The organism is Allobosea sp. 2KB_26, assembly GCF_052115715.1.
GTDB lineage: Bacteria > Pseudomonadota > Alphaproteobacteria > Rhizobiales > Beijerinckiaceae > Allobosea.
Window position 1 is genome coordinate 152,595 of the sequence record NZ_JBFRHE010000005.1, and the last position, 26,209, is coordinate 178,803.

Sequence of the window (26,209 nt, forward strand, 5' to 3'; positions counted from 1 at the left end):
CGCTCAGGCCTCGTCACGCGCCGCGCGCCAGACGCGCCCCCCTTCTGTCGCCCCGCAGAGTTCTGCTAGGCATTCGGGCGTTGACGCGGGTTTTTTGGGCAGGTCCATGCGCTTGGCAGTGGGGATATTGGTTCTAGGCTGCGCATTGGCGCTATCGTTCGGCGCCAGCGTATCGGGTCAGGATCAGCCCCGTGTTCTGAAGCGGGTGAAGAACTCGGCCGCTCCGGAAAGCACCGCACCAAGTCTCGAAACGGTGCCGTTCGTCGATGCGCATGTCCATCTCAACGACGAGGCCATGCAGATCGAACTGATGCGGCACTACGGGGCGAAGCGTGCCGTCGTGTCTGGGGGCGCAACGGCGACAACGGGTCGATTGCCGATGCCGTCAAGCGCCGTCCCGACCTGTTCATTGGCTTTGCCTCGATTTCTCCGGAGCGCCGGGCTCATCGAAGGGCATGGGAGGATCAGGACCTGGCGCTGCTCGAGGAGCTCGACGGTCTCCTGGCCACCGGCCAGTTCAAGGGTATCGGCGAGATATCGGCAGTGCATTTTCCGTCGCCCGGGTTTCCGGAGTCGGACTACGATCCGACAGGCCCGATGATGGGCGGGATCATGGCCCTGGCGCGCAAATACCGCGTGCCGGTCCTGGTCCATGTCGAATCGACACGGATGCGAGAACTGGCAGCGCTGCTCGAGGCCTTTCCCGATGTTAACCTGATCTGGGCCCATGGCGGCTATACGCCGCTATTCCTTGCCCGCAGGATGCTCGAACGGCACCCAAACCTCACCTACGAGCTGAGCGCGCGAACCTGGCCGCGGCACCCGCGCTCCCCCGACTATACGATCCTGCAGGACGGCAGGAGTGTCTGGCCGGAATGGCTCGAGCTCATCGAGACGATGCCCGGCCGCTTCATCATCGGAACCGACGCGAGCCATCGCTCGCTGGAGAGCGAGCGGATGAAATTCGAGAGCGTGCAGTCTTTCCTGCGCCAACTCAGTCCGGCAACACGGGAACGGGTGGCGCAAGCCAATCTGCTGGGGCTGACCGAACCCAGGCCCTGACAAGCCCGGCTTCGCTCTTCAGGCTATTCTGATGGGCGCGTCGACCCGCGCGAAGGGGTGCAACGCTTCAAATGCAGCCGCGGCCCGCAGAACCAGCGCATCCCTCCCGAACGGCCCGACGATCTGCAGTCCAGCCGGCAACCCGGCCGATGTCAGGCCGCAGGGCACGGAGATGGCGGGCGCCTGGGTGATGTTGAAGGGGTACGTGAAGGGGGTCCAGCGCGTCCAGTCCTCGCCATATCCGCCGTGGCCGGGGGCATTGCGTCCGACCTCGAAGGCCGGCAGGGGCAAAGTCGGCGTCAGCAGCAGATCGAAGCGCTCGTGGAACTGCGCCATATGATGGGCAAGCGCGTTGCGCTGATTGAGCAGGGCGTCGACATAGGCCGAGCCCGGAATCTGCTCGCCAGCCTCCGCCACGGCCACGAGCCCCGGGTCCATCTGCGCTCGCTTCTCCGCCCCCGCTCCGCGCAGGGCCAGGGCGGCTCCCGCCGACCACAATGTCATCAAGGTCTCAAGCGGATCGTCGAAACCGGGATCGACCTCCTCGACGCTCGCACCCAGCTCACGGAACGCAAGCGCGGCCGCCGCGGCGAGCGCTGCGATCTCGGGGTCGACAAGATGATTGCCGCCAAGGCGCGGCGACCAGGCGATGCGCAGGCCCTTCACGGCACCGGCAAGGCCGGCGACGTAATCCGGCGGGGGCTCGATCATCGCGGTCATGTCCCGGCCATCAGGCTGACCGATCGCATTCATGGCGAGCGCCGTATCTGCGACGGTGCGGGTCAGCGGACCGAGATGGGCGAGGAAACCCATGGTCGAAATGGGATAGGCCGGCACGCGGCCATAGGTCGGCTTCAAGCCGACGACACCGGTGAAGGCCGCCGGGATTCGGACCGATCCGGCACCGTCGGTTCCGATATGGATGCAGCCGAGATTGAGCGCGGCGCAGGAGGCCGCGCCGGAGGAGGAGCCGCCCGGCCCGGTCCGGATATCCCAGGGATTGCGGGTGATGCCGGAGAACGGCGAGTCGCCGACACCTTTCCAGCCATATTCCGGCATCGTCGTCTTGCCGAGGAAGACGGTCCCCGCCTCACGCAGCCGCGCCGTCGCCGGAGCGTCCTCCGGCCAGGGCGCGCCGGAGGCCAGCGCGGAGCCGCGGCGCATCGGCCAGCCCCTCACGCCGATATTGTCCTTGATCGTCACCGGCACGCCGTCGAGCGGACCAAGCGGAGCGCCTTTGAGCCAGCGTGCCTGCGAGGCCTCGGCCATGGCGAGCGTGACCTCGGCATCGCGCACGACGAAGGCGTTGATATCGGGCTCGAAACGCTCGATGCGGTCGAGCGCGTCCTTGGCGACCTCGACTGGCGAGAGGCTGCGCCCAGCGTAGAGCTTGCTCAGCGCGACAGCAGACAGGGAAGCGATTGCGGTCATCGGCATCTCTCGTGGGGAGGAAGGACCAGGGCTGGGAGCAGGTGTCTTTCGCGGCGCGCCGCGCTTGATCAGTTATTCGCCGCGCGCCAGGCGGCACTCAGCAAGACATTGGCGCCGGCGACCATGTCCTCGTCGGTGCTGAACTCCGCCGGGTTATGCGAGAGACCGCCGATCGAGGGGATGAAGATCATCGCCGTCGGGCAGATGCGCGACATCATCTGGGCGTCGTGTCCCGCGCCCGAGATCATCCGGCGGATCGGCAGGCCGAGTTCGGCTGCGCTCATCTCCACGCCGTAGATCAGCTCCGATGCGAATTCGACCGCCGGAAAGCGGGCGAGATCGCGGAAGCTGATCTGGATGCCGTCCCGCTCGGAGAGCTCCTTGCAAAACGTCCGGACGGCGGCCTCCGCCTCAGTCAGGAGCGCGTCCTTGGGATTGCGCAGGTCGAGCGACATGACCACACTTTCCGGCACCACATTGACGTTGCCGGGCTCGACGCGGATGACGCCGGAATTGGCAAGCTGGCCCGGAATCTTGCCTGTCAGCTCGTTGGCGAAGAGGTTGATTCGCGCAGCCGCCAACCCGGGATCCCTGCGATAGGCCATCGGCGTCGTACCGGCATGGCTTGGGCGGCCCTTCAGCGTCAGCTCAAGCCAGGTAATAGCCTGGATGCCGGTGACAGCGCCGAGCCCGCCGCCCTCGCCTTCGAGCACCGGCCCCTGCTCGATATGGAGTTCGAGATAGGAATGCGCCTTGAGGAAACCTGGCCGCTCCGGCCCGTGATAACCGATCCGCTTCAATTCGGTGCCGAGCACCGCCTCCTCAGCATCCTTCTCGGCATGGGCCGCTTCCACGCTCATGCCGCCGGCCCAGACATAGGAGCCGAGCATATCGGGATGGAAACGGGCGCCCTCTTCATTGGTGAAGGCGATCACCGCCATGTCGCGCTTCGGCTGCAGCCCTGCATCGCGCAGCGCCGCCAACACCTCGAGGCCGGCGATGACGCCGAGCGCGCCATCGAAGCGCCCGCCGGTGCCCACCGTGTCGATATGGGAGCCCAGGATGACGGCGGGTCCCTCCTCCCGCCCCTTCAGGATGCCGACGACGTTGCCGATCGCGTCGATCTTCACATCGAGCCCGAGCGCCTGCATCTGCCCGACGAGCCAGTCACGCCCCTGCTTGTCCTCGTCGGAGAGCGCGAGCCGCCGGCAACCGCCTTCCGGCGTCGCGCCGATCTTCGACAGGGCTTCGAGCCTCGAGACCAGTCTTGGTCCGTCGATCCGCAGGTTCGAGCTCATTCGCCAACTCTCCCAAAAGGCCGGCCACAGGCCGTAGATCACGCTGCGCTTGGACGAATTCGTCCAAACGCAGAAAACGTGATCGACTCTCATAGTTTAGAGCATGAACGATGCCGGCCGCTCAGCCGGTGAGCAAGGCCGGCTTGCGCTTCTCGACCCAACCGGTCGCGTCCTCATAGGCCTGCGCGGCCTCGAGCAGCAGACGCTCCGCGTGGTTGGGGCCCCAGAGTTGCATGCCCATGGGCAAGCCCGCAGCGTTGAAGCCGACCGGGACACTGACCGCCGGACAGCCCGACATCGTCACCGGGATCACCACCTCCATCCAGCGGTGATAGGTGTCCATCGCGCGGCCGGCGATCTCGCGCGGCCAATGCGTTTCGACGGCAAAGGGAAAGACCTGGGCACTGGGCAGGACAAGCAGGTCGTAGCGTCCGAACAGGCCGCGCACATGCTGATACCAGGACGAGCGCAGATTGGAGGCCTTCATCACGTCGAAGGCCGAGAGCTTGAGGCCCTGCTCGACCTCGTGGCGCGCTTCGGGCTTGAGAAAGTCGCGTCGCGCCGGGTCGGTGTGGATGGGGGCGAGGCTCGCACCGACCTGCCAGGCCCGGAGTCTGGTCCAGGCCTGCCAGACGGCTTCGGGGTCGAAACCGAGGCTCGCCTCCTCGACCCGCGCCCCCATGTCCTCGAAGGCCTTCAAAGCCTCGCGGCAAAGCGCCAGGACCCCATCCTCCATCGGCAGATGCCCGCCGAGATCGCCGAGCCAGCCGATGCGGAGCCCGGCGATGTCGCGATTGAGATTGCCCAGGAAGGCGGCCGGCTCCTCGCGGATGGAGAGCGGAACGCGCGGATCGTAGCCCGACTGCACGGCGAGCAACGCGGCAAGATCGCGGGTCGTGCGCGCCATCGGGCCGGCCACGCCCATCTGCGGAATGAAGACCTCGTCGCCACTCGAGGGCACGCGGCCATAGCCCGGCCGCATGCCGAGCACATTGTTGAAGGCAGCCGGATTGCGCAGCGAGCCGGCATGATCGCTGCCGTCGGCCACCGGCAGCATGCGCATCGCCAGCGCAACGGCAGCGCCACCGCTCGAGCCCCCCGACGTCTTCGACTGGTCATAGGCGTTGCGCGTTGCCCCGAAGACCGGATTGAAGGTCTGAGAGCCCAGGCCGAATTCCGGCGTATTGCTCTTGCCGATGATGATGGCGCCGACAGCCTTCATGCGCTCGACGAAAATGGCGTCGCTTTGCGCAATCTCGTCCTTGAAGAGCGGCGAGCCTTGCGTCGTCGCGAACCCCTTGGCCGCGGCAAGGTCCTTGATGGCTTGGGGAAAGCCGTGCATCCAGCCGCGCGACCGGCCTGCTGCCAGTTCGCCATCCAGCCCCTCGGCTTCCCCCAGCAGATCGGAGCGGTCGCGCAGGGCCACCAGGGCGTTGACCGTCGGGTTATGCCGCTCGATCTGATCGAGATAGGCGCCCATCACCTCGACGCAGGACAACTTGCGCGCGTGGATCGCGTGCGACAGCGCAACAGCGTCCAGGCCGACGATGTCGCCAGCCATGGCTGCGTTTCTCAAATCTGACATCCCTAACGGTTCCTCTGTCTTCTTCTTGTCGGTGATGATGGCCGCCATGGCCGAATGCCGGTAGCGACGTTTGCGCAGGGGCCGGATCGCGAAAACGCGCAGCGGGCCGCTCCCACACGCTCACGCGCCGAGCGCGGGCAGGCCCAGCGTGCCTGACCCTGTCCTGCACAGAAAATGGGCGCTAGAAGCGACGGCCCATGACCGATCTCGCCCTCCCCACTGCGCGCGCTCATCCCTGGCTCACTGAAGTCAGGGCCATGCTCGCCCTGAGCTGGCCCATGGTGCTGACCAATGTGGCGCAGACGGCGATGACGGCAACCGATGTGGTGATGATGGGGCATCTCGGCCCCGACTCGCTCGCGGCCGGAGCGCTCGGCGCCAATCTCTACACGGCAGTCCTGATTTTTGGCATCGGCGTCATGGCAGCGGTCGCGCCGATGATCTCGATCGAGCTCGGGCGCAACCGCCATGCAGTGCGCGACGTGCGCCGCACCGTGCGCCAGGGTCTCTGGGTGGCGGCGACACTGGTCGGACCGATGTGGCTGTTCCTGTGGCAGGGCGAAGCGATCCTGCGCGCCATGGGGCAAGATCCTGCGCTTTCCGCAGCGGCCGCGAGCTATGTCCACACCCTGCAATGGAGCCTGCTGCCGTTCTTCTTTTATCTGGTCCTGCGCGGCTTCGTCGCGGCCTTGCAGCGGCCATTCTGGGCCTTCGTGGTCGTCCTGTTCGCCGTCGCATTCAATGTCTTTGCCAACTGGTGCCTGATGTTCGGGCGGCTCGGCTTCCCGGCCCTCGGTCTGCCGGGGTCAGGGATCGCCACCGCACTCTCCTCGACCCTGATGTTCCTTGGACTTGCCATTGTCGTTTCGGTCGACAGGCGTTTCCGGCGGTTCCATCTTTTCGGGCGCTTCTGGGTGCCGGACTGGCCGCGATATCGCGCCTTCTGGCGGCTCGGCTTCCCGATCGGCCTGACGCTCGCCTTCGAGGTCGTGATCTTCAACGGCGCCGCCTTCCTGATGGGATTGATCGGCTCGACCTCGCTGGCCGCGCATGCGATCGCCATTCAGATCGCATCCCTGACCTTCATGGTGCCGATGGGCATCGGCCAGGCCGGCACCGTGCGTGTCGGTCGCGCTTATGGCGCCGGCGATCGCGACGGCATCACGCGTGCCGGCACCACCGCGATCGTGCTCGCGATCTCCTTCATGGCGCTGACCGCACTCGTGATGCTGCTGGCGCCGCACCTGCTGGTCGCGCCCTTTCTCGACGCAAGCAAACCGGGTTCGCAGGCCGTTGCCGAACTCGCGATGCGCTTCCTCCTGTTCGCAGCGATCTTCCAGATTGCCGACGGGGCGCAGGTGGTCGGTTCCTGCATCCTCAGGGGCCTGCGCGATACGCGTGTGCCGATGATCCTGGCCGGCCTCGGCTACTGGGGCATCGGGCTGCCGCTTTCGGCGGCTCTCGGCTTCTGGACACCGCTTGCCGGCAGCGGAATCTGGATCGGACTGGCGACCGGCCTTGCCGTGGTGGCAGTGCTGATGCTGTGGCGCTGGTCGCAGCGCGAAAGGCTCGGCCTGGTCGCGCCCGCGTCGACGCCAAGCTAGGTTGCACCCGCATTGCAGGGCGGACACAGCAAGCCGCCAGCGATGTCCACAGTTTCCAGGGGTTTGCGCGATTCGGCGCTCTTTTTGCCAAGCATCCGCCTGATCGCCCGATAACACGGCCGATTTCCCGGTGTTTTCGAGCTGTTGCGGATTCAGCACAGCCAGCTGAAGACACAATTTTGCCGCACTGTGTTCACCCCACGGCCACGCCATCCGCCTTGAACCCCATTGGGCGAAGACGTGGAACTCCGTGGAACTGCGCGATCGCTCGTCCGTTGCTAGTCCCGCAAGACCAAGAATACGCGAGCCAAACTGATGTCCTTCGACTCGATCGCCGGCGCACTCCGCCATCGCCTCTTCAAGTGCATGATGGTGCTGCTGTTGCCGCTATCGCTGGCAGCCTGTGTCGGCGCGCGCCAGCAAGCCCTCGAGGCCGCAAGACCTGCCGGACCGAGCGCGGCTGCACTCGCCATGTATGGCGAGATGCCCGACGAGAAGTTCCCTCTGCCTGAAACCGACATTGCCGAAGTCGACCCGCGCTTTCTGAGGCAGGAAGTCGCCTATCCGACCAGCGAGCGGCCCGGCACGATCGTCGTCGACACCAACAAGCGCTATCTCTATCTGGTCCGCGAGAACGGCCGTGCCATCCGCTACGGCATCGGCGTCGGCAAGCAGGGCATGTCCTGGCGCGGTCGCGCAACTGTTGCCCGCAAGGCAGCCTGGCCGCGCTGGACCCCGACCCCTGCGATGATCGCGCGTGATCCTGCCAAGAACCGCCCCTGGGCCGGCGGCATGGACGCGGGCCTCGAGAACCCGCTCGGCGCGCGCGCGCTCTATCTCTATCAGGGTGACCGCGACACGCTCTACCGCATCCACGGCACCTCCGAGCCCTGGACCATCGGCAAGGCGGTTTCGAGCGGCTGCATCCGCATGTTCAACCAGGACATCATCGACCTGCACAGCCGCGTGCCGACCGGCACCACCGTCGTGGTCCTGAACCGCACCCCGCTGCTGAAGCCGGAGCCCGGCGAGAATTTCGACGAGTTCGTCTCCGAAGGTGTCGAGCCGGCCGAGCCGTTCGAAGGCTGATCGCCACCCTCCGTCATCGCCCAGAGATTGGCGCGCATCACCAACCCATAGGGTTCGGGGTTGCGCGCCTCTTCATTTCCCAGCGCCACAAATTGATATAGGCGGTGCTAGGGCGGGGAGCCGTGCTCCAGCTGCCGCATACGAGAGGCCCGGATCAATCCCGCTCCGGCCCGCGAGAGAGGACGATACCTCATGCGCGTGACGATGATCGGTTCGGGCTATGTTGGCCTGGTCTCGGGTGCCTGCTTCGCTGATTTCGGCCATGTCGTGACCTGCGTCGACACCGACGCTCGCAAGATCGAGGCGCTCAACCGCGGCGAGATCCCGATCTTCGAGCCCGGCCTGGACGATCTCGTCGCCAAGAATGTGCGCGAAGGCCGCCTCTCCTTCACCACCGAGCTGGCCGGTGCCGTCCGCGGCGCCGACGCGGTCTTCATCGCAGTCGGTACCCCGGCCAGGCGTGGCGACGGCCATGCCGACCTCTCCTATGTCTATCAGGCCGCTCGCGACGTCGTGGCCGAGCTTGAAGGCTTCACCGTCGTCGTCACCAAGTCGACCGTTCCGGTCGGCACCGGCGACGAGGTGGAGCGGATCATGCGGGAGAGCCGGCCGGAGGCCGATTTCGCTGTGGTCTCGAACCCGGAATTCCTGCGCGAGGGCGCCGCGATCAGCGACTTCAAGCGTCCGGACCGGATCGTGATCGGCACCGACGATGCACGCGGGCGCGCCGTGATGGAGGACATCTACCGGCCGCTCTATCTCAATGCCGCGCCCCTTCTCTTCACCTCACGCCGAACCTCCGAGCTGATCAAATACGCCGCCAACGCCTATCTCGCGACCAAGATCACCTTCATCAATGAAATGGCCGATCTCTGCGAGGCCGTCGGCGCGAATGTCCAGGAGGTCGCGCGCGGCATCGGCCTCGACAATCGCATCGGCGCGAAGTTCCTGCATGCAGGTCCCGGCTATGGCGGCTCCTGCTTTCCGAAAGATACGCTGGCCTTGATGAAGACGGCGCAGGACCTCGCTGCTCCGCTGCGGATCGTCGAGACCGTCGTTGCCGTCAATGACCAGCGCAAGCGAGCCATGGCCCGCAAGGTGCTCGCCGCCTGCGGTGGTTCGGTGCGCGGCAAGCGGATCGCCATCCTTGGCCTCGCCTTCAAGCCGAACACCGACGACATGCGCGAAGCGCCCTCGATCGCGATCATCACCGCGCTTCAGGATGCCGGGGCCGAGATCGTTGCCTATGATCCCGAGAGCATGGATGCCGCCAAGCCCCTGCTGCCCGGGATCTCCTATGCGAGCGACGCCTATTCCTGCATCAGGGGCGCAGATGCGCTGGTGATCGTGACGGAATGGGACGCTTTTCGCGCGCTCGATCTCGCCGCGGTCAAGGCCGCCCTGCGCGAGCCCGTCGTTGTCGATCTGCGCAATATCTACCGCTCGGACGACATGCGCCGCCGTGGCTTCCAGTACAGCAATGTCGGCAATGCCTGATCGACGCACTGCCTTGATAGCGTCACAGGCAGCCCCCACCTCTTGACGCGGCGGCGCAGCCGCGCCGCCCAAATGAGAGGAGATGACGATGACGCCGCAAGAACGCGACGTGATCGCCGGGATTTTCGATCGCCTGAGACAGGCGGCCAACCAGCCCCGCGACCCCGAGGCTGAAGGCTACATCGCGGAGCGCCTGCGCGAGCAGCCCTATGCGCCCTATGCCATGGCGCAGGCCGTCTACGTTCAGGAACAGGCGCTGACCAACCTTCAGGCCCAGGTCGAGGAACTTCAGGCGCAGGTTCGTGACCTGCAGAACCGACCGAGCGAGGCTCCGGCGCAGGCCGGCGGCTTCCTGTCGGGCATCTTCGGCGGCGCATCTCGGCCAGCTGACGCCCCGGCACGCAGCGGTTCCGTGCCGGCCTTCCCGGCGCGCCCGGCAGGGCAAGCCCCATCGGCCGCCTGGACCGGTCAGCAGCCGCAGCAGCAGCCAGCCCCCGGTCAGGCTTTCGGCGGCCCGCAAGGCCAGCAGCAGGCCGGCCCCTGGGCGAACCAGCAGGCCCAGGCACCCGGACGTGGCGGTGGCTTCATGGCCTCAGCGCTGACCACGGCAGCGGGCGTCGCTGGCGGCATGATGCTTGGCAATGTCCTGACCAACGCCTTTGGCGGCGGCAAGGGCGGCGAGGCAAAAGCCGCGGAAACGGCGGATGCCAGCAAGGCAGCCGACGCCAGCAAACCGACCGATACGGCTGAAAAGGATGCCGGCACCGCCGACAACCAGCAGGCAGCCTATGATCAGGGTGCTTCCGACCAGGCAAGCTACGATCAGGCCAGCTACGACGAGCCCTATGAACCCGGCCAGGACGACGACCCCATTGATGATGGCGGCGACTGGGCCTGATTCCGGCTGCGTCCACCCCTACCAAAAACGGCTCGCCTTGCGGCGAGCCGTTTTCGTTTAGGGCCTTCCCAACCCGGCGCGCACCTCTTAGATTAGAATAATTCTAATCTAAGAGGTGATCATGAAACGCATCGACGATCTGGACGAGGCCGAGATCCTCGCGCTCGCGATCGCCAACGAGGAAGAGGATTCCCGGATTTACCTTTCCCTCGCCAATCGCCTTCGGCCGATCTACCCGCATTCCGCCGAGGTCTTCGAGGAGATGGCGGCGGAAGAGCAAAGTCATCGCCACAGCCTGCTTTCGCTCTATGAGCGCCGCTTCGGCAAGGAACTGCCCTACATCACCCGCCAGGACGTGAAGGGTTTCCTGAAGCGCAACCCGGTCTGGCTGATGGACGGGCTGCGACTCGACACCGCCCGGACGCAAGCGGCGCTGATGGAAGAGGAAGCCTCGAGCTTCTATGCCCAGGCCGCGCAACGGGCGCATGACGTCGATACGCGCAAACTCCTGGCTGACCTTTCCGAGGCCGAGAAATCGCATCAGAGCCTGGCGCAGCGCCTCGGCGAAACCATCCTGACCTCAGATGTGACCGCCGAGGAGGACCAGACCCGTCATCGCCTGTTCGTGCTGCAGATCGTCCAGCCAGGGCTTGCTGGATTGATCGACGGTTCGGTTTCGACGCTCGCGCCGATATTCGCTGCCGCCTTCGCGACCCATGATTCCTGGAATGCCTTCCAGGTCGGCCTCGCGGCATCGGTCGGCGCGGGGATCAGCATGGGGCTCACCGAAGCTCTGTCGGATGACGGCGCCATCACGGGACGGGGGCATCCCTGGGTCCGTGGCGCCGCCTGCGGTGTTGCGACCACGGTCGGCGGGCTCGGCCATACCCTGCCCTACCTCATTCCCGATTTCTGGACCGCCACGGCCATCGCCGGCATCATCGTGGCGATCGAGTTGATCGTGATCGCCTGGGTCCGCTGGCGCTACATGGAGACGCCGTTCACATCGGCGATCGTTCAGATCGTGCTCGGTGGCCTGCTGGTCCTTGCGACCGGCATTTTCATCGGCAGTTCCTGACGGCTGCGCAGGTGGTGCGCCGCCTCAGATCACCAACACCTTTGCACCGACCCGCACCCGGCCATAGAGGTCCGTCACATCGTCATTGGTCATGCGGATGCAGCCTGAGGAGACGGCCTGACCGATCGTGTGCGGCTCGTTCGTGCCATGGATTCGATAGAGCGACGATCCGAGATAGAGCGCGCGCGCACCCATCGGATTCTCGGGCCCACCGGGCATGAAGCGAGGCAGATCCGGGCGGCGTTTCAGCATCTCGGCCGGCGGCGTCCAGCTCGGCCATTCCGCCTTGCGCGTCACGGCCTTCATGCCAGCCCATTCGAAGCCCGGTCGCCCAACGCCGATGCCATAACGCAAGGCGCGGCCACCAGGCTGGACGAGAAAGAGGAATTTCCGCGGCGTGTCGATGACGATGGTGCCCGGCTTGTGCGGGCCGTCATAGGCGACTTCCTGCTTCTGGAAACGCGGATCGAGTACGCGCTCGATTGGCCTCTCCATTTGCATGGGCTCACCCAGCGCGGCCATGCGGCGCCCCGGAGCCCGCGGCTGGGATGCCTGCTCGAACGGATCGGCGCCATAGCCCTGCGCGGGCACGACGCGCTGGCCATAGGCGGAGTAGCCGCCCGGCCGATTATAGACCGCCCCGCCACGACCCTGGGGCGTCGGGTCACGGCCAGTCATCAGCATCTCGATGAAGCCGCCACCGTAGTTGCCACGCGCGGTCGAGCCGGTCACCAGGGGATCGGCGGGCCGCCCGTAGCTCTGCGCGGAGACGGGGCCGTTGGTGGCGCACAACCCGGACAGGATCGCGAGCGGAACGAACAGGACGGGACGCATGACGCAACTCTCTTCAGCAAGCTGCGAAGAGCCTGGGGAGCCGCCCTCAAAGGAATGGTGAATCGCTGCTGCTTCGTCAGCGTTTCCGCCACCGATCGCGCGACTTCAGCGAATTAACCTTAGCAACCCGCCTAGAGAGACGGTGAACGAAGCGTTTCGGGTGACCGTGCAGAGCTCTTCGGCCGGTACCGGGCTATCGAGCAAACCTTGCCGTGTCATCGGGCCGCACGGCTCTTGCGCATGACCCACCACAAGGAAAGCCGGGTGCGGCTGCGCATCACGTCGCAGCCCAGGATGACGACCGCATAGACGAGCGCCCCCACGCCAACCTGGAGCACGAGTTCGATGGGGGCAGCGAAACGGCCAGACAGCGGCCAGATTGCAGCAGCCATAGACAGCACGGCGAGGAGCACGCAGGCGCAATCTCGCAGTGACGGCCAGACCGGCAGCGAACGGAGTGCCGCAGCCGCAGTCACCCCAAGCGCGACAATGAAGGCACTCGCCTGCGCATAGGCGTAACGCTGCGGTCCCGCCGCCCCCCAGGGAGTGAGCACCAGCAGCAGATTGCAGGCCAGGCCGAGGCCCGTTGCCATGGGCGCGATGCGGGTGCGCTTGTCGAGGAGAAAGACCGGGATGAAGGCGGCCTGCGAGACCGTCAGAGCCACGAAGCCAGCGATCAGGATCGACATATAGGCCGAGAAATGGCCGTGAAAGCTCGGCGGCACCAAAATCCGTTCAAAGGCGGGCAGGACAAGCCAGAGGCCGGCGGCGACGGGGAGCGCCACCATCAAGACCACGACGACGTTCTCGGCGATGCGCCGCAATGCTGCCCGCCGCCCGCGCGTCTCGTCGAGGCGAATGACCTCTCGCAAAAGCACGATCTCCAGGGTCGAGGCGAGTGTGCCGAAGAGCTTCAGCCCCATATCCGAGGCCAGGGAGAAATAGCCGGCCTCGGCAAAGCCATAGGCACCGGCGAGCAGGGAGCGGTTGATCAGCGGGATCAGCGAATAGACCGCATTGCTGCCGATCAGCGGCAGGGAATAGATGAAGAAGCTCCAGGCGACAGCCTTGTCGGCGGCCGACAGCGAGAGCGGCGCATCGGCCAGCGCCCGCCGGACGAGAAGCAGCGCCACCACCACGCTGATCAGGCCGCCAAGCAGAACAATGGCGGGATCGTGCGTGACCCAGGCTCCGCCGACCATCAGGATCAGCGCCAGAACGTTCTTGACGACGATCAGCTTGGCGTAGGCGGCGTCGAGGAACCGGGCGCGCGCGATCGCACCGTGATAGTCGAACAGCCCAGCCCCGACGCCGCCGAGCACGGCAGCGGCAAGCAGCATCGCCGGCAGGCGGAAATCGATGCCCGCCACGATCGCCGCGACCAGCAGGCCGGACAGGGCAATGCTGATCCCGGCCGCCAGGATATCCAGTGTCGCGCGGATCTCCGGCTGCTTCTCGCGCGCCGCCAAGGAGTAGAAGCGGATCGCCGAGACCCTCAGCCAGTCGAGCAGCGCAGTGTTGACCAGCACGACGATGGCCGCGCCAATGGCGTAGAGTCCAAAAGCCGCGGGCCCGAGAAAATAGGCAATGAGCAGACCGAGAACGAAATTCAGCCCGGCATTGATGATGAAGGGCACGAGAACAGTCATATGATCCCGGTCATGGCGCCAGCGCGAAGCTGCCGCGCGACTCACGCGGCAACCACATCATCGATGTACAATTGCCCTAACTGCCCGCTCGTGCATTTCCAAGCAGAAGCGCGCCGAATCGCGCTCCATTTGCGTTCTGCATTGCGCTGATGCCGGGCGATCCGCTCGGAACGGCAGCGCTGAAACTGACCGCAGATGCGGCATTTGCATTGCTGAGCTGAACGGCATGCGCGCAGCGGTTGCGCCTCCCCCTTGCGCCAATCCGGATTGGCCTGCATCGCTGCGCCATGACCGCAAGCCTCCCGCCGCTTCGCGCCGCGCGCGACGATGATTCCGAACCGCTCGCCGCCCTGATCGCCGCGAGCTTCGCCGAATATCCCGATTGCCATTTCGACTGGTCGGAATTTCCCGAGTTGCGGAGGCCGGCGAGCCATTTCGCGGCCAAGGGCGGCCGGCTCTGGATCGCAGACACGCCTGGTGGCGGGATCGCCGGGTCGCTCGGCATCTTTCCTGTTCCCGAACAGAATGCCGCCGAGCTTGCGAAGGTCTATGTTTCTCCCGCCTGGCGCGGCGCTGGTCTGGCGCAGGTGCTCTTCGCGGAGGCGCTGCGCTTCGCGGAAGGTGGCAACCATGCAGAGATGATCCTGTGGTCCGACGCCCGCTTTACGCGCGGCCATCGCTTCTACGAGAAGAACGGCTTCGTCCGCTGGCCCGGGCAGCGCTATCTCGGCGATATCTCCTTCAGCTGGGAGTACCATTTCCGCAAGCGCCTCACCGGCCAACCGGCATGACCGCAGGCACAGCGCTCCGAGCCGTCTTCGGCATTGCCCTGCTCACCGCAATGGACGCGGTGATCAAGGCGCAGATGCAGCACCATCCCTTCATCGTCGCCCTGTTCATGCGCTTTGCCGCGGGCGGCCTTTGCGCCCTCGTCGTGCTTGCGGCGGTGCGCCCGGCCTTCCCGACCCGCAGCAGCCTGATCGGCAATGTCGTGCGCGTGCCGCTCGTGGTGCTCACTGCCGGCAGCTTTTTCTATTCCATCTCAGTTCTGCCTCTGGCGGAGGCGCTCACCCTGTCCTTCCTCGCGCCAGTCTTCGTCGCCCTGCTCGGCGGATTTCTGCTCAAGGAACGGCTCGACGGGCGTATTTTCCAGGCCCTCGGCTTCGGCCTGCTGGGCATGCTTGTCATGGTCTGGCCCAGGCTGCAGGGCGGCGTCACCGGAGCGGAGCTCGGCGTCGCCGCAGCCCTGTTCTCGGCAGTGTCCTATGCCTTCAATCTGATCCTGCTGCGACGGATCGCGGTAAAGGAACATCCGGCCGTCATCGTCGCCTTCCAGAATTGCGGGCCGGCGCTTTGCCTCGCCATTCCCGCCTGGCTCGCCTTCGTGCCCATGACCGGCAAGGACCTGCTGGCCTATCTCAGCGCCGGCCTGCTCGGCGTCGCCGGCCATCTCATGCTGACCTCGGCCTTTGCTCGCGCAGCAGCATCGCGGCTCGCGCCAATCGAGTACACGGCGCTTGTCTGGGCGAGCCTGCTCGGGTTTGCCTTCTTCGGCGAGATTCCGCTCTGGACCACCTATGCGGGCGCCGTCTTGATCGTCGCCGGCGCCGTTGCGGTCAGCAGACGCTAAAGCATCGGCCTGAAAAGTGGATGGCGGTCTTCGGGGAAGCCGATGCAATTAGGTTAAATCATTGGACCGGATACGATATCCGGTCCGATGATCGAGCGGCTGCCGCAAAAGCGCCCGATTGATTGCGACTTCTGCGGCTTTCCGAACAGCGCACGGAGGGGCCCGGCGGTGAGTGCGTTCTTCGTCGCGGCAGCGCTGTGATCCATGAGATCCTCGGGATATCCGCGTCCCGGAGCGCAAGCCCATGGCGTCATCGGCTCGCTCTGTCTGCATCTCGGTCTTTTGGGCGCTCTGATCTGGCTACCAAATATCGAGCAGTTGAAACCGGCGCCGGAGGACAGCATCGACGTCGAGTTGGTCACGCCGCAGCAGGCCGAGGCCATGGCCGAACCAAGGCAACAGGAGCCTGTTCCTGAAGCTCCCAAGCCTGCACTGCCAGAGATCACCGCCGCAGCGCCGCTGATGCCACCGCAACCGCGTCCCGATTCTCCTCCCGTCAGCGCGGCGCCGGTCATGATCCGGGCGAGACGACCGCTATCCGGCAAGATCCTTGCCGAGCCGCGCAGCCGGCAGGCGCGGGAAGCCCTGACCCAGCTGGATCCCTCAGAGCGCATCGAGCAATTATGCAACCTCGAAGCGATGAGCCAGATCCAGGCATGGAAAGCCGACTTCCAACCGGACAGGGTCGTCGCCTATGCCATGGCTGACACCAGGCTCTTGGCCGGAATGCTGCAAGCCGACGGCGCCGCCTTCCGCAGCAAGCGGCAATGGTACAGGCTCAGGTTCAGATGCGAGACCACGCCCGATCGCAGTAAGGTCGCCGGTTTCGAGTTCCTCGTCGGCGATGCGGTTCCCCGTAGCGAGTGGGCCGCGCACAATCTTCCCCCGATGCACTGAAAGGCGAGGCGCCACCGTAGAGCGAGCGATCCATCAGCCCTCCGGCTGGCCGCAATAGGCCTCGATCCGGTAGCCGTCCGGGTCGATCGTGAAGGCTGCGTAATAGTTCGGCCCGTAATCCGCCCGCAGCCCCGGCGCGCCATTATCCATGCCGCCCGCGCTCAGCGCAGCGGCATGAAAGGCATCGACGCTCGCCCGGCTGGGGGCCACGAAGCAGAAGTGCAGGTTCGAACCGGGATCCGGCGGAACCGGGACCTGGGCAGTTCCGATCCAGAAGGCGACAGCGTCTCCGCCATAGCCGAGCGAACTGTCGTCATGGCTCAGGCAGCGGTAACCGAGCGCTCTGAGCGAAGCGTCGTAGAAGCGCTTGGTGCGGGCGATCTCGCGGACGCCAATCGAAACATGGTCAAGCATGGTGGTTCTCCTCGAGAGGTGGCTTCAGGAAGCAGCGCGCCGGGCGCGGAAATCGGCCTGGAGACGCCAGGTCTTCCCGTCATCGGATGAAAGGTCTCCGAGCCAGCGGAACGCGTTCGGCGTGATCTCGGTGAAGCGCCAGCGGATCGCCGTGCCGTCCTCCAGCTTGCCGTGCTGGACGATATCGGGCCCCTCGGCCCGACCGAGCTGACGCGTGTAGTACTGCTTCAGCGGGTCGCTCCAGAGGATATGCCAGGCGTCGAGCGCGGGATCGTAGACCCTCAGCGTCGTGCCATGGAAAAAGCCGGGCAGGACCCAGACATCCTGGATCGCGCGTCCGCCCAGAACCCAACCGAAACAGATCTCGCCCTTGCCTTCGTGCCGAGTGCCGTCATCTGCGACGATCACGGCATCCATCGTCCATGCCCCGATGAGCCAGTCGTAAAGACCCATCTTGTCGGCCCGATCGGGCGCGGGTCCGCCGGCGTGGAGCACCTCTTTCAGGGTGGTGATGGCCGCTGCCATGTTCAGGCTCCAGTGCTGTGCAGAATGCCGCGAGTTAGGCCGCTCTCACCACTTTGCGCTTGGGAAAAATTGCTGAATCGAGATGACCGCTACTTCGCAACTTCTGGCATCCGGCCCAGGTTGGCGCGTGCGTGACATCATCTGCACCGCGGGCCCTTCCGATCCTGCTTTCGAGGAACGGCATGAGCATTGCTGCATCGCTGTCGTCACGGCGGGCAGCTTTCAGTACCGCTCTTCGCTCGGAACCGCCCTGCTCGCACCGGGCGCGATCCTGCTCGGAAACCGAGGCACGTGCTTCGAATGCGGCCATGAACACGCGATGGGCGATCGCTGCCTCGCCTTCCAGTTCGAGCCCGAACAACTGGAAGACATCGTGGCCGGCGTCCCGGCCGCCAAGCGGTTCGAATTTGCGCGGGCCTGTCTGCCACCGTCCCTGGCATCGTCCCGGCTTGCCGCGGAAGCGGAGGTTGCGCGTGGCGATGCAATCCAGCTCGAGGAGATCGCGGTCCGGCTTGCCGGCGCTGTCGCAGCCCTGCAGAACGGCGAGCCGACGGCGGCCGTCGCTCCCAGCGCCCAAGACACGCGCCGGGTCACCAGAGCATTGCGTCTGATCGAAGCCGAAAGCGAGCAGCCGTTGACGCTAGCCGGTCTCGCCCGCGAAGCAGCGATGAGCCGCTATCACTTTCTGCGGACCTTCCGGACGCTCATCGGCATGACGCCGCACCAGTTCTTGCTGCGAACGCGGATGCACAGCGCAGCGATGATGCTACGCCAGTCCGACCTCACGATCGCGAACATCGCCTTCGATGCAGGGTTCGGGGATCTCTCGACCTTCAACCGCCGCTTCCGGCAGGTGATGGGAGCCAGTCCGCGTGCCTATCGCGCCCGGTCCTAGATCATCGGATCGGAAATCGTATCCGGCCCGATGATCTAACCCATTATGGTTCACATCGGCTTTCCCGAAAACCGCAATCCACTTTCGGACCGATGCTTTAGCGCCAGCGGTAGTAGGTCAGCGCGAGTCCGATGCAGTGCTCAAGCGGTCCGACGGGGATCTCTTCATCCCATGGGAAGACGAGGGCCCGGCTGCCTTCGAAGCGAAAGGTATCGGGGTAGTGACGCGCGAAGGTCCCGACCAGTGTCGTCTGACAATGGACATACATCGCGTAGTGCTTGCCCGATCCTTTCAGCGCAGCCACCCGTATAGTCGTCCCCACACGCGGCATCACAGGGAGATAGGCAGGTTCGCCCCATTTCAGGGTTTCGACGAGTCCGCCGAGCCCGGCCGTCCCGGCGCCTGTGTCGAGGATGAGTTGACGCAGCCGCAATAGCGGCACTCTCAGCGGCTCAGCGCATGACTCGAATGCTGCCTCGACCGCGTGATCCTGAAACGCCGCGAATTGCATGAACCGTTCCGCCCTGGGCCATCGGCGCGTATCCTAGTCAAGAACCGCTGGACGACGCCACCTCAGCGGCCTGCCGCAATGCCGACCGGAAAGATCATGCAGGTTTCGGTGCCATGCGCGAGCAGCTTGCCGCGCTCGTCGGTGAGCCTGCCCTCGGTCGTCGCGATCGTGCCGCCGCGATGGATCAGCTTGCCTTCGCAACGAACGATCCCGCCACCCGGCATCACCGGGCGGACATAGTTGATCTTCATCTCGAGCGTCGTGTAGCCCTCGCCGGCCTTCAGCGTCGCGTGAGCGGCGCAGGCCATGGCTGAATCGAGGATCGTCGCGGTCCAGCCGCCATGGATGGTGCCAAGCGGATTGAAATAGCGCGCCGACGGCTTGCCGACGAACACCACCCGCCCCTCCTCGACCTCTGCGAGATCGAAATCCATGGCATCGGCGAAGGGCGCGCCGGGATGGCGCCCCTCCATCATGCCACGCAGGAAGGACACACCGTCTTCGGCCAGCAAGACCTCGCGTGAGACGACGCCGATCTGTCGCGACATGGGCAGCCCTCGATAAACGTGCAGATACACGTTACCGGGAAGTCGCGCGTGGTCAAGATCCGCGTCCGCCCGAGATAGCGTTCAGGTCGCGCCGCGGGCAACCCGCCGCAGGGCCCGCAGGCCATCGCGGGTCTCGTTCCACCTTTCCCGGCCAAGCCCGCCCTCGATGCGCTCCTGCGCTGCCTGCCAGTAAGGGATCGCGACCTCGATCGCCGCTCGGCCCTTGTCGGTCACGCCATAGACCAGGGCCCTGCCCTTGCACTCCAGCGGCTCGATCAGCGCTTCCGCAGCGAGCAATTGCAGATTGCGGGTGAGCGAGGTGCGCTCCAGCGCAAAACGCTCGGCCAGTTCGGTCACGGATCGGAAGGCGCCGGTGCTGAGCGCCGAGAGCAGGACAAACTGGGTGATCTTCAGCCCGCTCGGCCGCATCGCCTCGTCATAGGCGCGCGTGACGGCGCGCGCAGTCATTCGAACGTGCAAGGCGACGCAGGAGCGGGCGATGTCGTCAAGCCGGGGATCGGGCACGGGCTCGGTCATTTCAGCAAGATAGCGCGTCGCATGGGGTTCCGCAGCATTCCTCTTGCCACGCCCCTCTCGAGACGCCTCTGGCATGCCGCAATTTCTGCCGCGCCGCAATTTCGATTCACTTTCCGCCGAGAAGCTTCCTTGACTCATCCGGGGGGCGAGCCTATCTCCGCGGCATCCGTTAGCACTCGGCCCTCGAGACTGCTAACAGATGCCGGCCGTGTTTCCACGCAGGCCGCGCGTTCCGTTTCTACCTTCTTAGAGGAAGACAGAACCATGAAGTTCCGTCCGCTGCATGACCGCGTCGTGGTCCGTCGCCTTGATGGCGAAGAGAAGACCAAGGGTGGCATCATCATCCCCGAAACCGCCAAGGAAAAGCCCCAAGAGGGTGAAGTCATCGCCGTCGGCCCTGGCGCCCGCGACGAAGCCGGCAAGCTCGTTGCCCTGGACGTCAAGAAGGGCGATCGCGTCCTCTTCGGCAAGTGGTCGGGCACCGAGGTCAAGATCGATGGCCAGGATCTCCTGATCATGAAGGAATCCGACATCATGGGCGTCGTCGGCTGAACGCCACGCGACCTCCATTCCCCGTTTTCATTAAGGAGTAGCTCGCATGGCTGCTAAAGACGTCAAGTTCTCCACCGACGCGCGCGACCGGATGCTGCGCGGCGTCGAAATCCTCAACAACGCCGTCAAGGTCACGCTCGGTCCCAAGGGCCGCAATGTCGTGATCGACAAGTCGTTCGGCGCTCCCCGCATCACCAAGGACGGCGTCACCGTCGCCAAGGAGATCGAGCTCGCCGACAAGTTCGAGAACATGGGCGCCCAGCTGGTGCGCGAAGTGGCCTCGAAGCAGAACGACGCCGCCGGTGACGGCACCACGACGGCCACCGTGCTCGCCGCCGCGATCATGCGCGAAGGCCTGAAGTCGGTTGCCGCCGGCATGAACCCGATGGACCTGAAGCGCGGCATCGATCTTGCGGTCGACGCCATCGTCACGGACCTGAAGAAGAACTCGAAGAAGGTCACCTCGAACGCGGAAGTCGCGCAGGTCGGCACCATCTCGGCCAACGGCGACGAGTCGGTCGGCAAGATGATCGCCACCGCGATGCAGAAGGTCGGCAACGAGGGTGTCATCACCGTCGAGGAAGCCAAGACCGCCGAGACCGAGCTTGATGTCGTCGAAGGCATGCAGTTCGACCGTGGCTATCTCTCGCCTTACTTCATCACCAATGCCGAGAAGATGGTCGCCGAGCTCGAGGACCCCTACATCCTCGTCTTCGAGAAGAAGCTGTCGTCGCTCCAGGCGATGCTGCCGATCCTCGAGGCCGTCGTTCAGACCGGCAAGCCGCTGCTGATCATCGCCGAGGACGTGGAAGGCGAGGCTCTCGCTACCCTCGTCGTCAACAAGCTCCGTGGCGGCCTGAAGGTCGCGGCCGTCAAGGCTCCGGGCTTCGGCGATCGCCGCAAGGCCATGCTCGAGGACATCTCGATCCTGACCGCCGGTCAGCTGATCTCGGAAGACCTCGGCATCAAGCTCGAGACCGTGACGCTCAACATGCTCGGCCGCGCCAAGAAGGTGCGTATCGAGAAGGAGAACACCACGATCATCGACGGCGCCGGCAAGAAGAAGGACATCGAGGGCCGCGTTGCGCAGATCAAGGCGCAGATCGAGGAGACCTCGTCTGACTACGATCGCGAGAAGCTCCAGGAGCGTCTGGCCAAGCTCGCTGGCGGCGTCGCGGTGATCCGCGTCGGCGGCGCGACCGAGGTCGAAGTCAAGGAGAAGAAGGACCGCGTCGACGATGCCCTGAACGCGACCCGCGCTGCGGTCGAAGAAGGCATCCTGCCGGGTGGTGGCGTGGCGCTCCTGCGCGCGCTCCAGACCGTCAAGTCGATCAAGACCCAGAACGACGACCAGAAGACCGGCGTCGAGATCGTCCGCAAGGCGATCATGGCCCCGGCCAAGCAGATCGTCGACAACGCCGGCGATGACGGCGCTGTCGTGGTCGGCAAGCTGCTCGAGTCGAAAGACTACGCCTACGGCTACAATGCCCAGACCGGCGAGTACGGCGATCTGGTCAAGGCCGGCATCATCGACCCGACCAAGGTCGTGCGCACGGCGATCCAGGATGCGGCTTCGGTCGCCGGCCTGCTGATCACCACCGAGGCGATGATCGCCGAGCTGCCGAAGAAGGACGCCATGCCGGCTATGCCGGGCGGCGGCGGCATGGGCGGCATGGACTTCTGATCGAAGTCCATCGCTTCTCGCGAATACGACGGAGGCCCGGCGCAAGCCGGGCCTTTTTCATACGCGCTCGCCCCCGGCTCTGCCGCTGGGCGCGACAGCGGCCCGACACGTCACGCAACCGCCATCCCGCCGTAATCGCGCCGTCGCGTCCCGCTGAGCAAATGACGCTCACTGTTTCAGGGGCCAGACATGCTCACACGTCGCACCATGATTGCCGGCCTTGGCGCCCTCACCTGCCTTCCCGCCCTGGCCCAGAACGACTGGCGCCAGAGCGTCAAGGAAATCCGCTTCGGTGTCTCGTCGGCGGAACATGAGGCGGGCGCGATCGCCCGCAACCAGCCGGTGATCGACTATCTCACAGCCAAGCTCGGCGTTCCCGTGAAGCTCTATCGGGTCAGCGACTATGCCGGCCTCGTCGAGGCGCTGCGGGCCGACCAGCTCGAGTTCGCCCGTTTCGGGCCCGCGGTCTACTCGCTCGGCCGGCGTGTCCTCGGCGACAAGCTGCAGCCTCTGTTCCGCGACATCGATAACAACGGCCAGGAGGGCTATTACTCGGTCATCGTCGTTCGCGCCGACAGCCCCTACCAGTCGGTTGCGGATCTGAAGGGCAAGAACTTCGCCTTCGCCGATCCGAACTCGACATCGGGCTTCGCCTTCCCCTCCTATTTCCTGCGCAAGCAGGGCTTTGATCCGCAGAGCCATTTCGGCGGCACTGTCTTCTCCGGCGGGCACGACAACTCCGTGCTGGCGCTGGTGCGCGGCCAGTTCGATGGAGTGGCGACCTTTCAGGTCAACGAGGCCTCCGGCGTCGTCCAGCGTCTCACCGCGCGCAACATGATTCCGGCAGGCGCGACACGCGTGATCTGGACCTCGCCTCTGATCCCCTCTAGCCCGTTCTCGACACGGGCCAACCTGCCACTGGGACTGAAGGATGCCTTCGTCGCCGCGATGATGGCGATGAAGGTGGAGGCGCCCGAGGTCTGGAAGATCTACACCGACGGTCAGGTTTCCGCTTACGCCCCGGCGAAGCACGAGGACTATCTCGATGTCATCGCCGTGACGGAGGAACTTGAAGCCCGACGCAAGCAGAAGCCCGCAGGCTGAACGGCGATCTGCTGCCGCAATGCAGCACGACACGCGTTTTCAACAATGAAGTCGCCGATGGAAGCCGGGAATTGGTTCGGCAGGCCATACCGCCCTTGCATCGACTTTGGTTGTAAGCCCTATTTCCGCAAGCTGCGGCATTCCGCCGCGCTCTGTGGCACTTACTCGCGAAGGTCTGCTCCATGCTGAACTCGCCCGCCCTTGCCGACGGCGCCAAGCTCGTCGGCCGCATCCTTCTTGCCCTGATGTTCGTGCTTGCTGGCTACTCCAAGATCAGCGGCTATGCCGGTACACAGCAGTATATGGCCTCGGCTGGCGTGCCCGCCATTCTGCTGCCTCTCGTGATCGCGGTCGAGCTTCTGGGCGGCCTGATGGTCGTTCTCGGCTGGAAGACGCGCCTTGCTGCGCTTGCCCTCGCCGGCTTCACTCTGGCTGCGACGCTGTTGTTCCACATGAACTGGGCCCAGCCGATGCAGCAGCTCCTCTTCATGAAGAACCTCTCCATCGTCGGCGGCTTCCTTGTGCTGTTCGCCGCGGGGCCCGGCCGGCTGTCGCTCGATCGCGGCTGACGCCGCATCACAAATCGCTGAAATCGACACGCCCGGCCTTGAGCCGGGCTTTTTTGTCTGATCCGGTCGGCTAGAAGATATGATCCGCATGCGCCGACGCTGGCGCGAATTCCCCGGTAAGGAAGACCTGATGCGTCTTTTGAGTTTCTTTGTCGCTGCTCTTGCCGCCATCGCGCTCGTGGCGGGGCAGCAGAGCGGCAGCGGCGGCATGCTCGGTATGGGCGCCGTGGGTGTGCTGCTCGCACTCGCCACCTATCGCTCGACCGAGACCAGCTTCTTCCTGAAGATCTTTTCCGGGATTTTCGGCGTTGAGTACGTCGTCTTCGGGGCCGGCTCGGTGCTCGCACAGCTCGGCTACTGGCCTGCCGATTGGGCCGCGATCGCCCCCCCTGCCAGCCTCGCCACGACAGTCGCCGTCTTCGGCATCCTGATCTATGCGATCTCCTTCATCCCGATGATCCAGCGCATCTCGCGCCTGGCATCGCCCTATTTTTCCTCGACCGAGACGACGACTGCGTATCTTTGGCCGTTCGGCACCTATCAGATCCAGCTCGGTCGCCTTGGCGTCATCCTGCTGATCTTTCTGGTGATCCTGAATCAAGCGCAGGTCGGCATCTCGCTGCGCTTGAGCTTCTTCAATCGCGATTTCTACAACGCGATCCAGGAGAAGGATGCGCCGTCATTCTGGTATCAGCTGATCTATGTCTTCAGCGTCTGGGCCGCCATCTCGGTGGTCTCGAACCTGATCGAGATGTTCGCCAACTACACGCTGCTGATCCGCTGGCGGCGCTGGATGGCGGAAAAATACAGCAAGAGCTGGCTCGGCAATGCCACTCATTACCGGATCTCGCTGGCGGGTACTGCCGACAACCCCGACCAGCGTATCGCGGAAGATACCCGCGCCTTCGTCAATCAGACCTACAACTTCGCCCTGCCGCTGCTGTCGCAGATTTCGACACTCGTCTCGTTCTCGATCATCCTCTGGTCGATCCCGGTCCCGATCACCATCCCGGGCACCGAGATCATCATCCCGGGCTTTCTGCTCTGGATGGCGCTGATCTATGCGATCGCGGCGACCTGGATCACGCATCTCATCGGCAAGCCGCTGATCGGGCTCGAATTCGAGCAGGAACGCCGGGAGGCGAACTTCCGCTTCTCGCTGGCGCGACTGCGTGAATATTCCGAGCAGATCGCGTTGATGCGCGGCGAAGCCTCCGAACAGCGGCACCTGAGCCAGCGCTTCGGCGATATCGTCACGAACTTCTATCGGCTGGTCTGGAGCCGGGTGAAACTGACCAGCTTCACGCTGTCCTATAATCAGGCGAATGTGGTCGTGCCCTACGTGCTGCTCGCGCCGCATTACTTCACGGGCATCATCACGCTCGGCATCATGACGCAGGTCGCATCGGCTTTCGATCGTGTCCAGACGGCGATGTCGTTCTTCATCAACAGCTATCAGGCCATCGCTTCCTATCTGGCCTCGATCAACCGCCTGACCACTTTCGAGGCGGCGATCGGGCAGGCGCAGGCCGCCACCGCCGGCGAGAAGGGCATCCATCAGAGCGAACTTCCCGGGAACGAGGTCCATATCGACGGCGCGACACTGACGCTGCCGAACGGCTCGCCGATCGTGCGGATCGATGGGCTCGATCTCGGCAGGGCGCGCTCGACACTGGTGATCGGACCGTCAGGATCGGGAAAATCGACGCTGTTCCGCGCCATAGCCGGCATCTGGCCCTTCGGTGAAGGCAAGGTCGGGGTTCCCGCCGGCGCGCGGATCATGCTGCTGCCGCAGCGCCCCTATCTGCCGCAAGGGTCCTTGCGCGCGGCCATGTCCTACCCGGCGCTCGACGACACCTATTCCGATGCCGACATCGCGACGGCGATGACCCAGGTCAAGCTCGCCCACCTGATCGACCGGCTCGACGATGTCGACCTCTGGGCCCAGCGCTTGTCAGGCGGTGAGCAGCAGCGCCTTGCCGTTGCACGCGCCCTGCTGGCCAAGCCCGACTGGCTCTTCCTTGACGAGGCCACCGCCTCGCTCGACGAGAAGCTGGAAGGAGAGATCTACGACCTTATCGACCGGACACTGCCGCAGACGAAGATTGTCTCGATCGGGCATCGCTCGACATTGCGGGAAATGCACGACGAAATCGTCGTCATGGAGCCGAACGCGGATGGAACGCACAGCCCGCGCGCGATGGTCCGTGAGCCAGTCGTTCAGTCGTGAATCAATGAGCGCCCGTAGCCGGGCGCTCATCTGCCTTCCCGCATCACGCTTCGTGTCGGGAAAGGCAGATCGTCAGGAGCGCCGAAGC

General features: G+C 65.0%; 25 protein-coding genes. 15 read left to right on the top strand and 10 right to left on the bottom strand.

Annotation, left to right across the window (positions count from 1 at the left end; genetic code table 11):
* The first annotated feature begins 372 nt into the window (after positions 1 to 372).
* Positions 373 to 1,062 carry an amidohydrolase family protein gene (locus tag AB4099_RS16530; protein WP_441478957.1) on the top strand — a complete coding sequence of 230 codons (690 nt, stop codon included), beginning with the start codon at positions 373 to 375 and terminating at the stop codon, positions 1,060 to 1,062.
* Between the two features lie 18 nt (positions 1,063 to 1,080).
* On the opposite strand, the gene AB4099_RS16535 is transcribed toward AB4099_RS16530, so the two are convergent.
* The 3 genes from AB4099_RS16535 to AB4099_RS16545 all read right to left on the bottom strand — a co-directional run bounded on the left by AB4099_RS16535 (position 1,081) and on the right by AB4099_RS16545 (position 5,352).
* Positions 1,081 to 2,493, bottom strand: a complete 1,413-nt coding sequence (locus tag AB4099_RS16535; RefSeq protein ID WP_441478839.1) for an amidase — start codon at positions 2,491 to 2,493, stop codon at positions 1,081 to 1,083.
* A gap of 68 nt (positions 2,494 to 2,561) precedes the next feature.
* Complete coding sequence (locus tag AB4099_RS16540; RefSeq protein WP_113515550.1) at positions 2,562 to 3,791, bottom strand: Zn-dependent hydrolase; 1,230 nt, start codon at positions 3,789 to 3,791, stop codon at positions 2,562 to 2,564.
* A gap of 121 nt (positions 3,792 to 3,912) precedes the next feature.
* Positions 3,913 to 5,352 carry an amidase gene (locus tag AB4099_RS16545; protein ID WP_441478840.1) on the bottom strand — a complete coding sequence of 480 codons (1,440 nt, stop codon included), beginning with the start codon at positions 5,350 to 5,352 and terminating at the stop codon, positions 3,913 to 3,915.
* 221 nt (positions 5,353 to 5,573) lie between these two features.
* On the opposite strand from AB4099_RS16545, the gene AB4099_RS16550 reads away from it, so the two are divergent.
* The 5 genes from AB4099_RS16550 to mbfA all read left to right on the top strand — a co-directional run bounded on the left by AB4099_RS16550 (position 5,574) and on the right by mbfA (position 11,542).
* On the top strand, positions 5,574 to 6,980 hold the full coding sequence (locus AB4099_RS16550; RefSeq protein WP_441478841.1) for an MATE family efflux transporter: 1,407 nt from the start codon (positions 5,574 to 5,576) through the stop codon (positions 6,978 to 6,980).
* 315 nt (positions 6,981 to 7,295) lie between these two features.
* Entirely contained in the window at positions 7,296 to 8,069 is a 774-nt protein-coding gene (locus AB4099_RS16555; protein WP_441478842.1) for a L,D-transpeptidase, read from the top strand.
* A gap of 192 nt (positions 8,070 to 8,261) precedes the next feature.
* Positions 8,262 to 9,566 carry a UDP-glucose dehydrogenase family protein gene (locus AB4099_RS16560; RefSeq protein WP_113515549.1) on the top strand — a complete coding sequence of 435 codons (1,305 nt, stop codon included), beginning with the start codon at positions 8,262 to 8,264 and terminating at the stop codon, positions 9,564 to 9,566.
* Positions 9,567 to 9,654: 88 nt separating this feature from the next.
* Positions 9,655 to 10,464, top strand: a complete 810-nt coding sequence (locus tag AB4099_RS16565; RefSeq protein WP_113515610.1) for a DUF2076 domain-containing protein — start codon at positions 9,655 to 9,657, stop codon at positions 10,462 to 10,464.
* 121 nt (positions 10,465 to 10,585) lie between these two features.
* Positions 10,586 to 11,542, top strand: a complete 957-nt coding sequence (gene mbfA / locus AB4099_RS16570) for an iron exporter MbfA (protein WP_113515548.1) — start codon at positions 10,586 to 10,588, stop codon at positions 11,540 to 11,542.
* Positions 11,543 to 11,566: 24 nt separating this feature from the next.
* Here mbfA and AB4099_RS16575 read toward each other — a convergent pair whose 3' ends face one another.
* Together AB4099_RS16575 and AB4099_RS16580 are read right to left on the bottom strand one after the other, a co-directional pair.
* Positions 11,567 to 12,376: a L,D-transpeptidase gene (locus AB4099_RS16575; protein WP_441478843.1), complete on the bottom strand. Its 810-nt coding sequence runs from the start codon at positions 12,374 to 12,376 to the stop codon at positions 11,567 to 11,569.
* 215 nt (positions 12,377 to 12,591) lie between these two features.
* On the bottom strand, positions 12,592 to 14,025 hold the full coding sequence (locus AB4099_RS16580; RefSeq protein ID WP_441478844.1) for a lipopolysaccharide biosynthesis protein: 1,434 nt from the start codon (positions 14,023 to 14,025) through the stop codon (positions 12,592 to 12,594).
* Positions 14,026 to 14,312: 287 nt separating this feature from the next.
* On the opposite strand from AB4099_RS16580, the gene AB4099_RS16585 reads away from it, so the two are divergent.
* From AB4099_RS16585 to AB4099_RS16595, 3 genes are all read left to right on the top strand, one after another.
* Positions 14,313 to 14,816, top strand: a complete 504-nt coding sequence (locus AB4099_RS16585; protein ID WP_441478845.1) for a GNAT family N-acetyltransferase — start codon at positions 14,313 to 14,315, stop codon at positions 14,814 to 14,816.
* Positions 14,813 to 15,655 (top strand): DMT family transporter, encoded by an 843-nt coding sequence (locus AB4099_RS16590; protein WP_441478846.1) that lies wholly within the window; start codon positions 14,813 to 14,815, stop codon positions 15,653 to 15,655. The genes AB4099_RS16585 and AB4099_RS16590 overlap by 4 nt, the downstream gene beginning before the upstream one ends.
* A 282-nt stretch (positions 15,656 to 15,937) precedes the next feature.
* Positions 15,938 to 16,552 (top strand): DUF930 domain-containing protein, encoded by a 615-nt coding sequence (locus AB4099_RS16595; RefSeq protein ID WP_441478847.1) that lies wholly within the window; start codon positions 15,938 to 15,940, stop codon positions 16,550 to 16,552.
* Between the two features lie 33 nt (positions 16,553 to 16,585).
* Here AB4099_RS16595 and AB4099_RS16600 read toward each other — a convergent pair whose 3' ends face one another.
* Complete coding sequence (locus AB4099_RS16600) at positions 16,586 to 16,966, bottom strand: VOC family protein (protein ID WP_113515543.1); 381 nt, start codon at positions 16,964 to 16,966, stop codon at positions 16,586 to 16,588.
* A gap of 24 nt (positions 16,967 to 16,990) precedes the next feature.
* Positions 16,991 to 17,491, bottom strand: a complete 501-nt coding sequence (locus AB4099_RS16605; protein ID WP_441478848.1) for a hypothetical protein — start codon at positions 17,489 to 17,491, stop codon at positions 16,991 to 16,993.
* Positions 17,492 to 17,618: 127 nt separating this feature from the next.
* Here AB4099_RS16605 and AB4099_RS16610 point away from each other — a divergent pair, with 127 nt between their 5' ends.
* Positions 17,619 to 18,386 carry a helix-turn-helix domain-containing protein gene (locus AB4099_RS16610; protein ID WP_441478849.1) on the top strand — a complete coding sequence of 256 codons (768 nt, stop codon included), beginning with the start codon at positions 17,619 to 17,621 and terminating at the stop codon, positions 18,384 to 18,386.
* 97 nt (positions 18,387 to 18,483) lie between these two features.
* On the opposite strand, the gene AB4099_RS16615 is transcribed toward AB4099_RS16610, so the two are convergent.
* From AB4099_RS16615 to AB4099_RS16625, 3 genes are all read right to left on the bottom strand, one after another.
* A complete protein-coding gene (locus AB4099_RS16615; protein WP_441478850.1) occupies positions 18,484 to 18,897 on the bottom strand; it encodes a DUF1801 domain-containing protein in 414 nt (137 codons plus the stop codon).
* Positions 18,898 to 18,959: 62 nt separating this feature from the next.
* Complete coding sequence (locus AB4099_RS16620) at positions 18,960 to 19,445, bottom strand: PaaI family thioesterase (protein WP_113515539.1); 486 nt, start codon at positions 19,443 to 19,445, stop codon at positions 18,960 to 18,962.
* Positions 19,446 to 19,526: 81 nt separating this feature from the next.
* On the bottom strand, positions 19,527 to 19,913 hold the full coding sequence (locus AB4099_RS16625) for a MarR family winged helix-turn-helix transcriptional regulator (RefSeq protein WP_441478851.1): 387 nt from the start codon (positions 19,911 to 19,913) through the stop codon (positions 19,527 to 19,529).
* Positions 19,914 to 20,246: 333 nt separating this feature from the next.
* Here AB4099_RS16625 and groES point away from each other — a divergent pair, with 333 nt between their 5' ends.
* The 5 genes from groES (at position 20,247) to AB4099_RS16650 (ending at position 26,121) form a co-directional block, all read left to right on the top strand.
* A complete protein-coding gene (groES, locus tag AB4099_RS16630) occupies positions 20,247 to 20,534 on the top strand; it encodes a co-chaperone GroES (protein ID WP_112578552.1) in 288 nt (95 codons plus the stop codon).
* A 46-nt stretch (positions 20,535 to 20,580) separates the two neighbouring features.
* Positions 20,581 to 22,218, top strand: coding sequence for a chaperonin GroEL (gene groL / locus AB4099_RS16635; protein ID WP_113515538.1), 1,638 nt, complete (start codon positions 20,581 to 20,583; stop codon positions 22,216 to 22,218).
* A gap of 189 nt (positions 22,219 to 22,407) precedes the next feature.
* A complete protein-coding gene (phnD, locus tag AB4099_RS16640) occupies positions 22,408 to 23,322 on the top strand; it encodes a phosphate/phosphite/phosphonate ABC transporter substrate-binding protein (RefSeq protein WP_441478852.1) in 915 nt (304 codons plus the stop codon).
* A gap of 182 nt (positions 23,323 to 23,504) precedes the next feature.
* Positions 23,505 to 23,891 (top strand): DoxX family protein, encoded by a 387-nt coding sequence (locus tag AB4099_RS16645; RefSeq protein WP_113515536.1) that lies wholly within the window; start codon positions 23,505 to 23,507, stop codon positions 23,889 to 23,891.
* A 130-nt stretch (positions 23,892 to 24,021) separates the two neighbouring features.
* Positions 24,022 to 26,121, top strand: a complete 2,100-nt coding sequence (locus AB4099_RS16650; RefSeq protein ID WP_441478853.1) for an ABC transporter ATP-binding protein/permease — start codon at positions 24,022 to 24,024, stop codon at positions 26,119 to 26,121.
* The last annotated feature ends 88 nt before the right edge of the window (positions 26,122 to 26,209 follow it).

What these genes read in the sequence shown, in the direction of transcription:
- AB4099_RS16535 (WP_441478839.1), bottom strand. Translation starts at nt 2,493, where the DNA reads ATGACCGCAATCGCTTCCCTGTCTGCTGTCGCGCTGAGCAAGCTCTAC.
- AB4099_RS16540 (WP_113515550.1), bottom strand. Translation starts at nt 3,791, where the DNA reads ATGAGCTCGAACCTGCGGATCGACGGACCAAGACTGGTCTCGAGGCTC.
- AB4099_RS16545 (WP_441478840.1), bottom strand. Translation starts at nt 5,352, where the DNA reads ATGGCTGGCGACATCGTCGGCCTGGACGCTGTTGCGCTGTCGCACGCG.
- AB4099_RS16550 (WP_441478841.1), top strand. Translation starts at nt 5,574, where the DNA reads ATGACCGATCTCGCCCTCCCCACTGCGCGCGCTCATCCCTGGCTCACT.
- AB4099_RS16555 (WP_441478842.1), top strand. Translation starts at nt 7,296, where the DNA reads ATGTCCTTCGACTCGATCGCCGGCGCACTCCGCCATCGCCTCTTCAAG.
- AB4099_RS16560 (WP_113515549.1), top strand. Translation starts at nt 8,262, where the DNA reads ATGCGCGTGACGATGATCGGTTCGGGCTATGTTGGCCTGGTCTCGGGT.
- AB4099_RS16565 (WP_113515610.1), top strand. Translation starts at nt 9,655, where the DNA reads ATGACGCCGCAAGAACGCGACGTGATCGCCGGGATTTTCGATCGCCTG.
- mbfA (WP_113515548.1), top strand. Translation starts at nt 10,586, where the DNA reads ATGAAACGCATCGACGATCTGGACGAGGCCGAGATCCTCGCGCTCGCG.
- AB4099_RS16575 (WP_441478843.1), bottom strand. Translation starts at nt 12,376, where the DNA reads ATGCGTCCCGTCCTGTTCGTTCCGCTCGCGATCCTGTCCGGGTTGTGC.
- AB4099_RS16580 (WP_441478844.1), bottom strand. Translation starts at nt 14,025, where the DNA reads ATGACTGTTCTCGTGCCCTTCATCATCAATGCCGGGCTGAATTTCGTT.
- AB4099_RS16585 (WP_441478845.1), top strand. Translation starts at nt 14,313, where the DNA reads ATGACCGCAAGCCTCCCGCCGCTTCGCGCCGCGCGCGACGATGATTCC.
- AB4099_RS16590 (WP_441478846.1), top strand. Translation starts at nt 14,813, where the DNA reads ATGACCGCAGGCACAGCGCTCCGAGCCGTCTTCGGCATTGCCCTGCTC.
- AB4099_RS16600 (WP_113515543.1), bottom strand. Translation starts at nt 16,966, where the DNA reads ATGCTTGACCATGTTTCGATTGGCGTCCGCGAGATCGCCCGCACCAAG.
- AB4099_RS16605 (WP_441478848.1), bottom strand. Translation starts at nt 17,491, where the DNA reads ATGGCAGCGGCCATCACCACCCTGAAAGAGGTGCTCCACGCCGGCGGA.
- AB4099_RS16615 (WP_441478850.1), bottom strand. Translation starts at nt 18,897, where the DNA reads ATGCAATTCGCGGCGTTTCAGGATCACGCGGTCGAGGCAGCATTCGAG.
- AB4099_RS16620 (WP_113515539.1), bottom strand. Translation starts at nt 19,445, where the DNA reads ATGTCGCGACAGATCGGCGTCGTCTCACGCGAGGTCTTGCTGGCCGAA.
- AB4099_RS16625 (WP_441478851.1), bottom strand. Translation starts at nt 19,913, where the DNA reads ATGACTGCGCGCGCCGTCACGCGCGCCTATGACGAGGCGATGCGGCCG.
- groES (WP_112578552.1), top strand. Translation starts at nt 20,247, where the DNA reads ATGAAGTTCCGTCCGCTGCATGACCGCGTCGTGGTCCGTCGCCTTGAT.
- groL (WP_113515538.1), top strand. Translation starts at nt 20,581, where the DNA reads ATGGCTGCTAAAGACGTCAAGTTCTCCACCGACGCGCGCGACCGGATG.
- phnD (WP_441478852.1), top strand. Translation starts at nt 22,408, where the DNA reads ATGCTCACACGTCGCACCATGATTGCCGGCCTTGGCGCCCTCACCTGC.
- AB4099_RS16645 (WP_113515536.1), top strand. Translation starts at nt 23,505, where the DNA reads ATGCTGAACTCGCCCGCCCTTGCCGACGGCGCCAAGCTCGTCGGCCGC.
- AB4099_RS16650 (WP_441478853.1), top strand. Translation starts at nt 24,022, where the DNA reads ATGCGTCTTTTGAGTTTCTTTGTCGCTGCTCTTGCCGCCATCGCGCTC.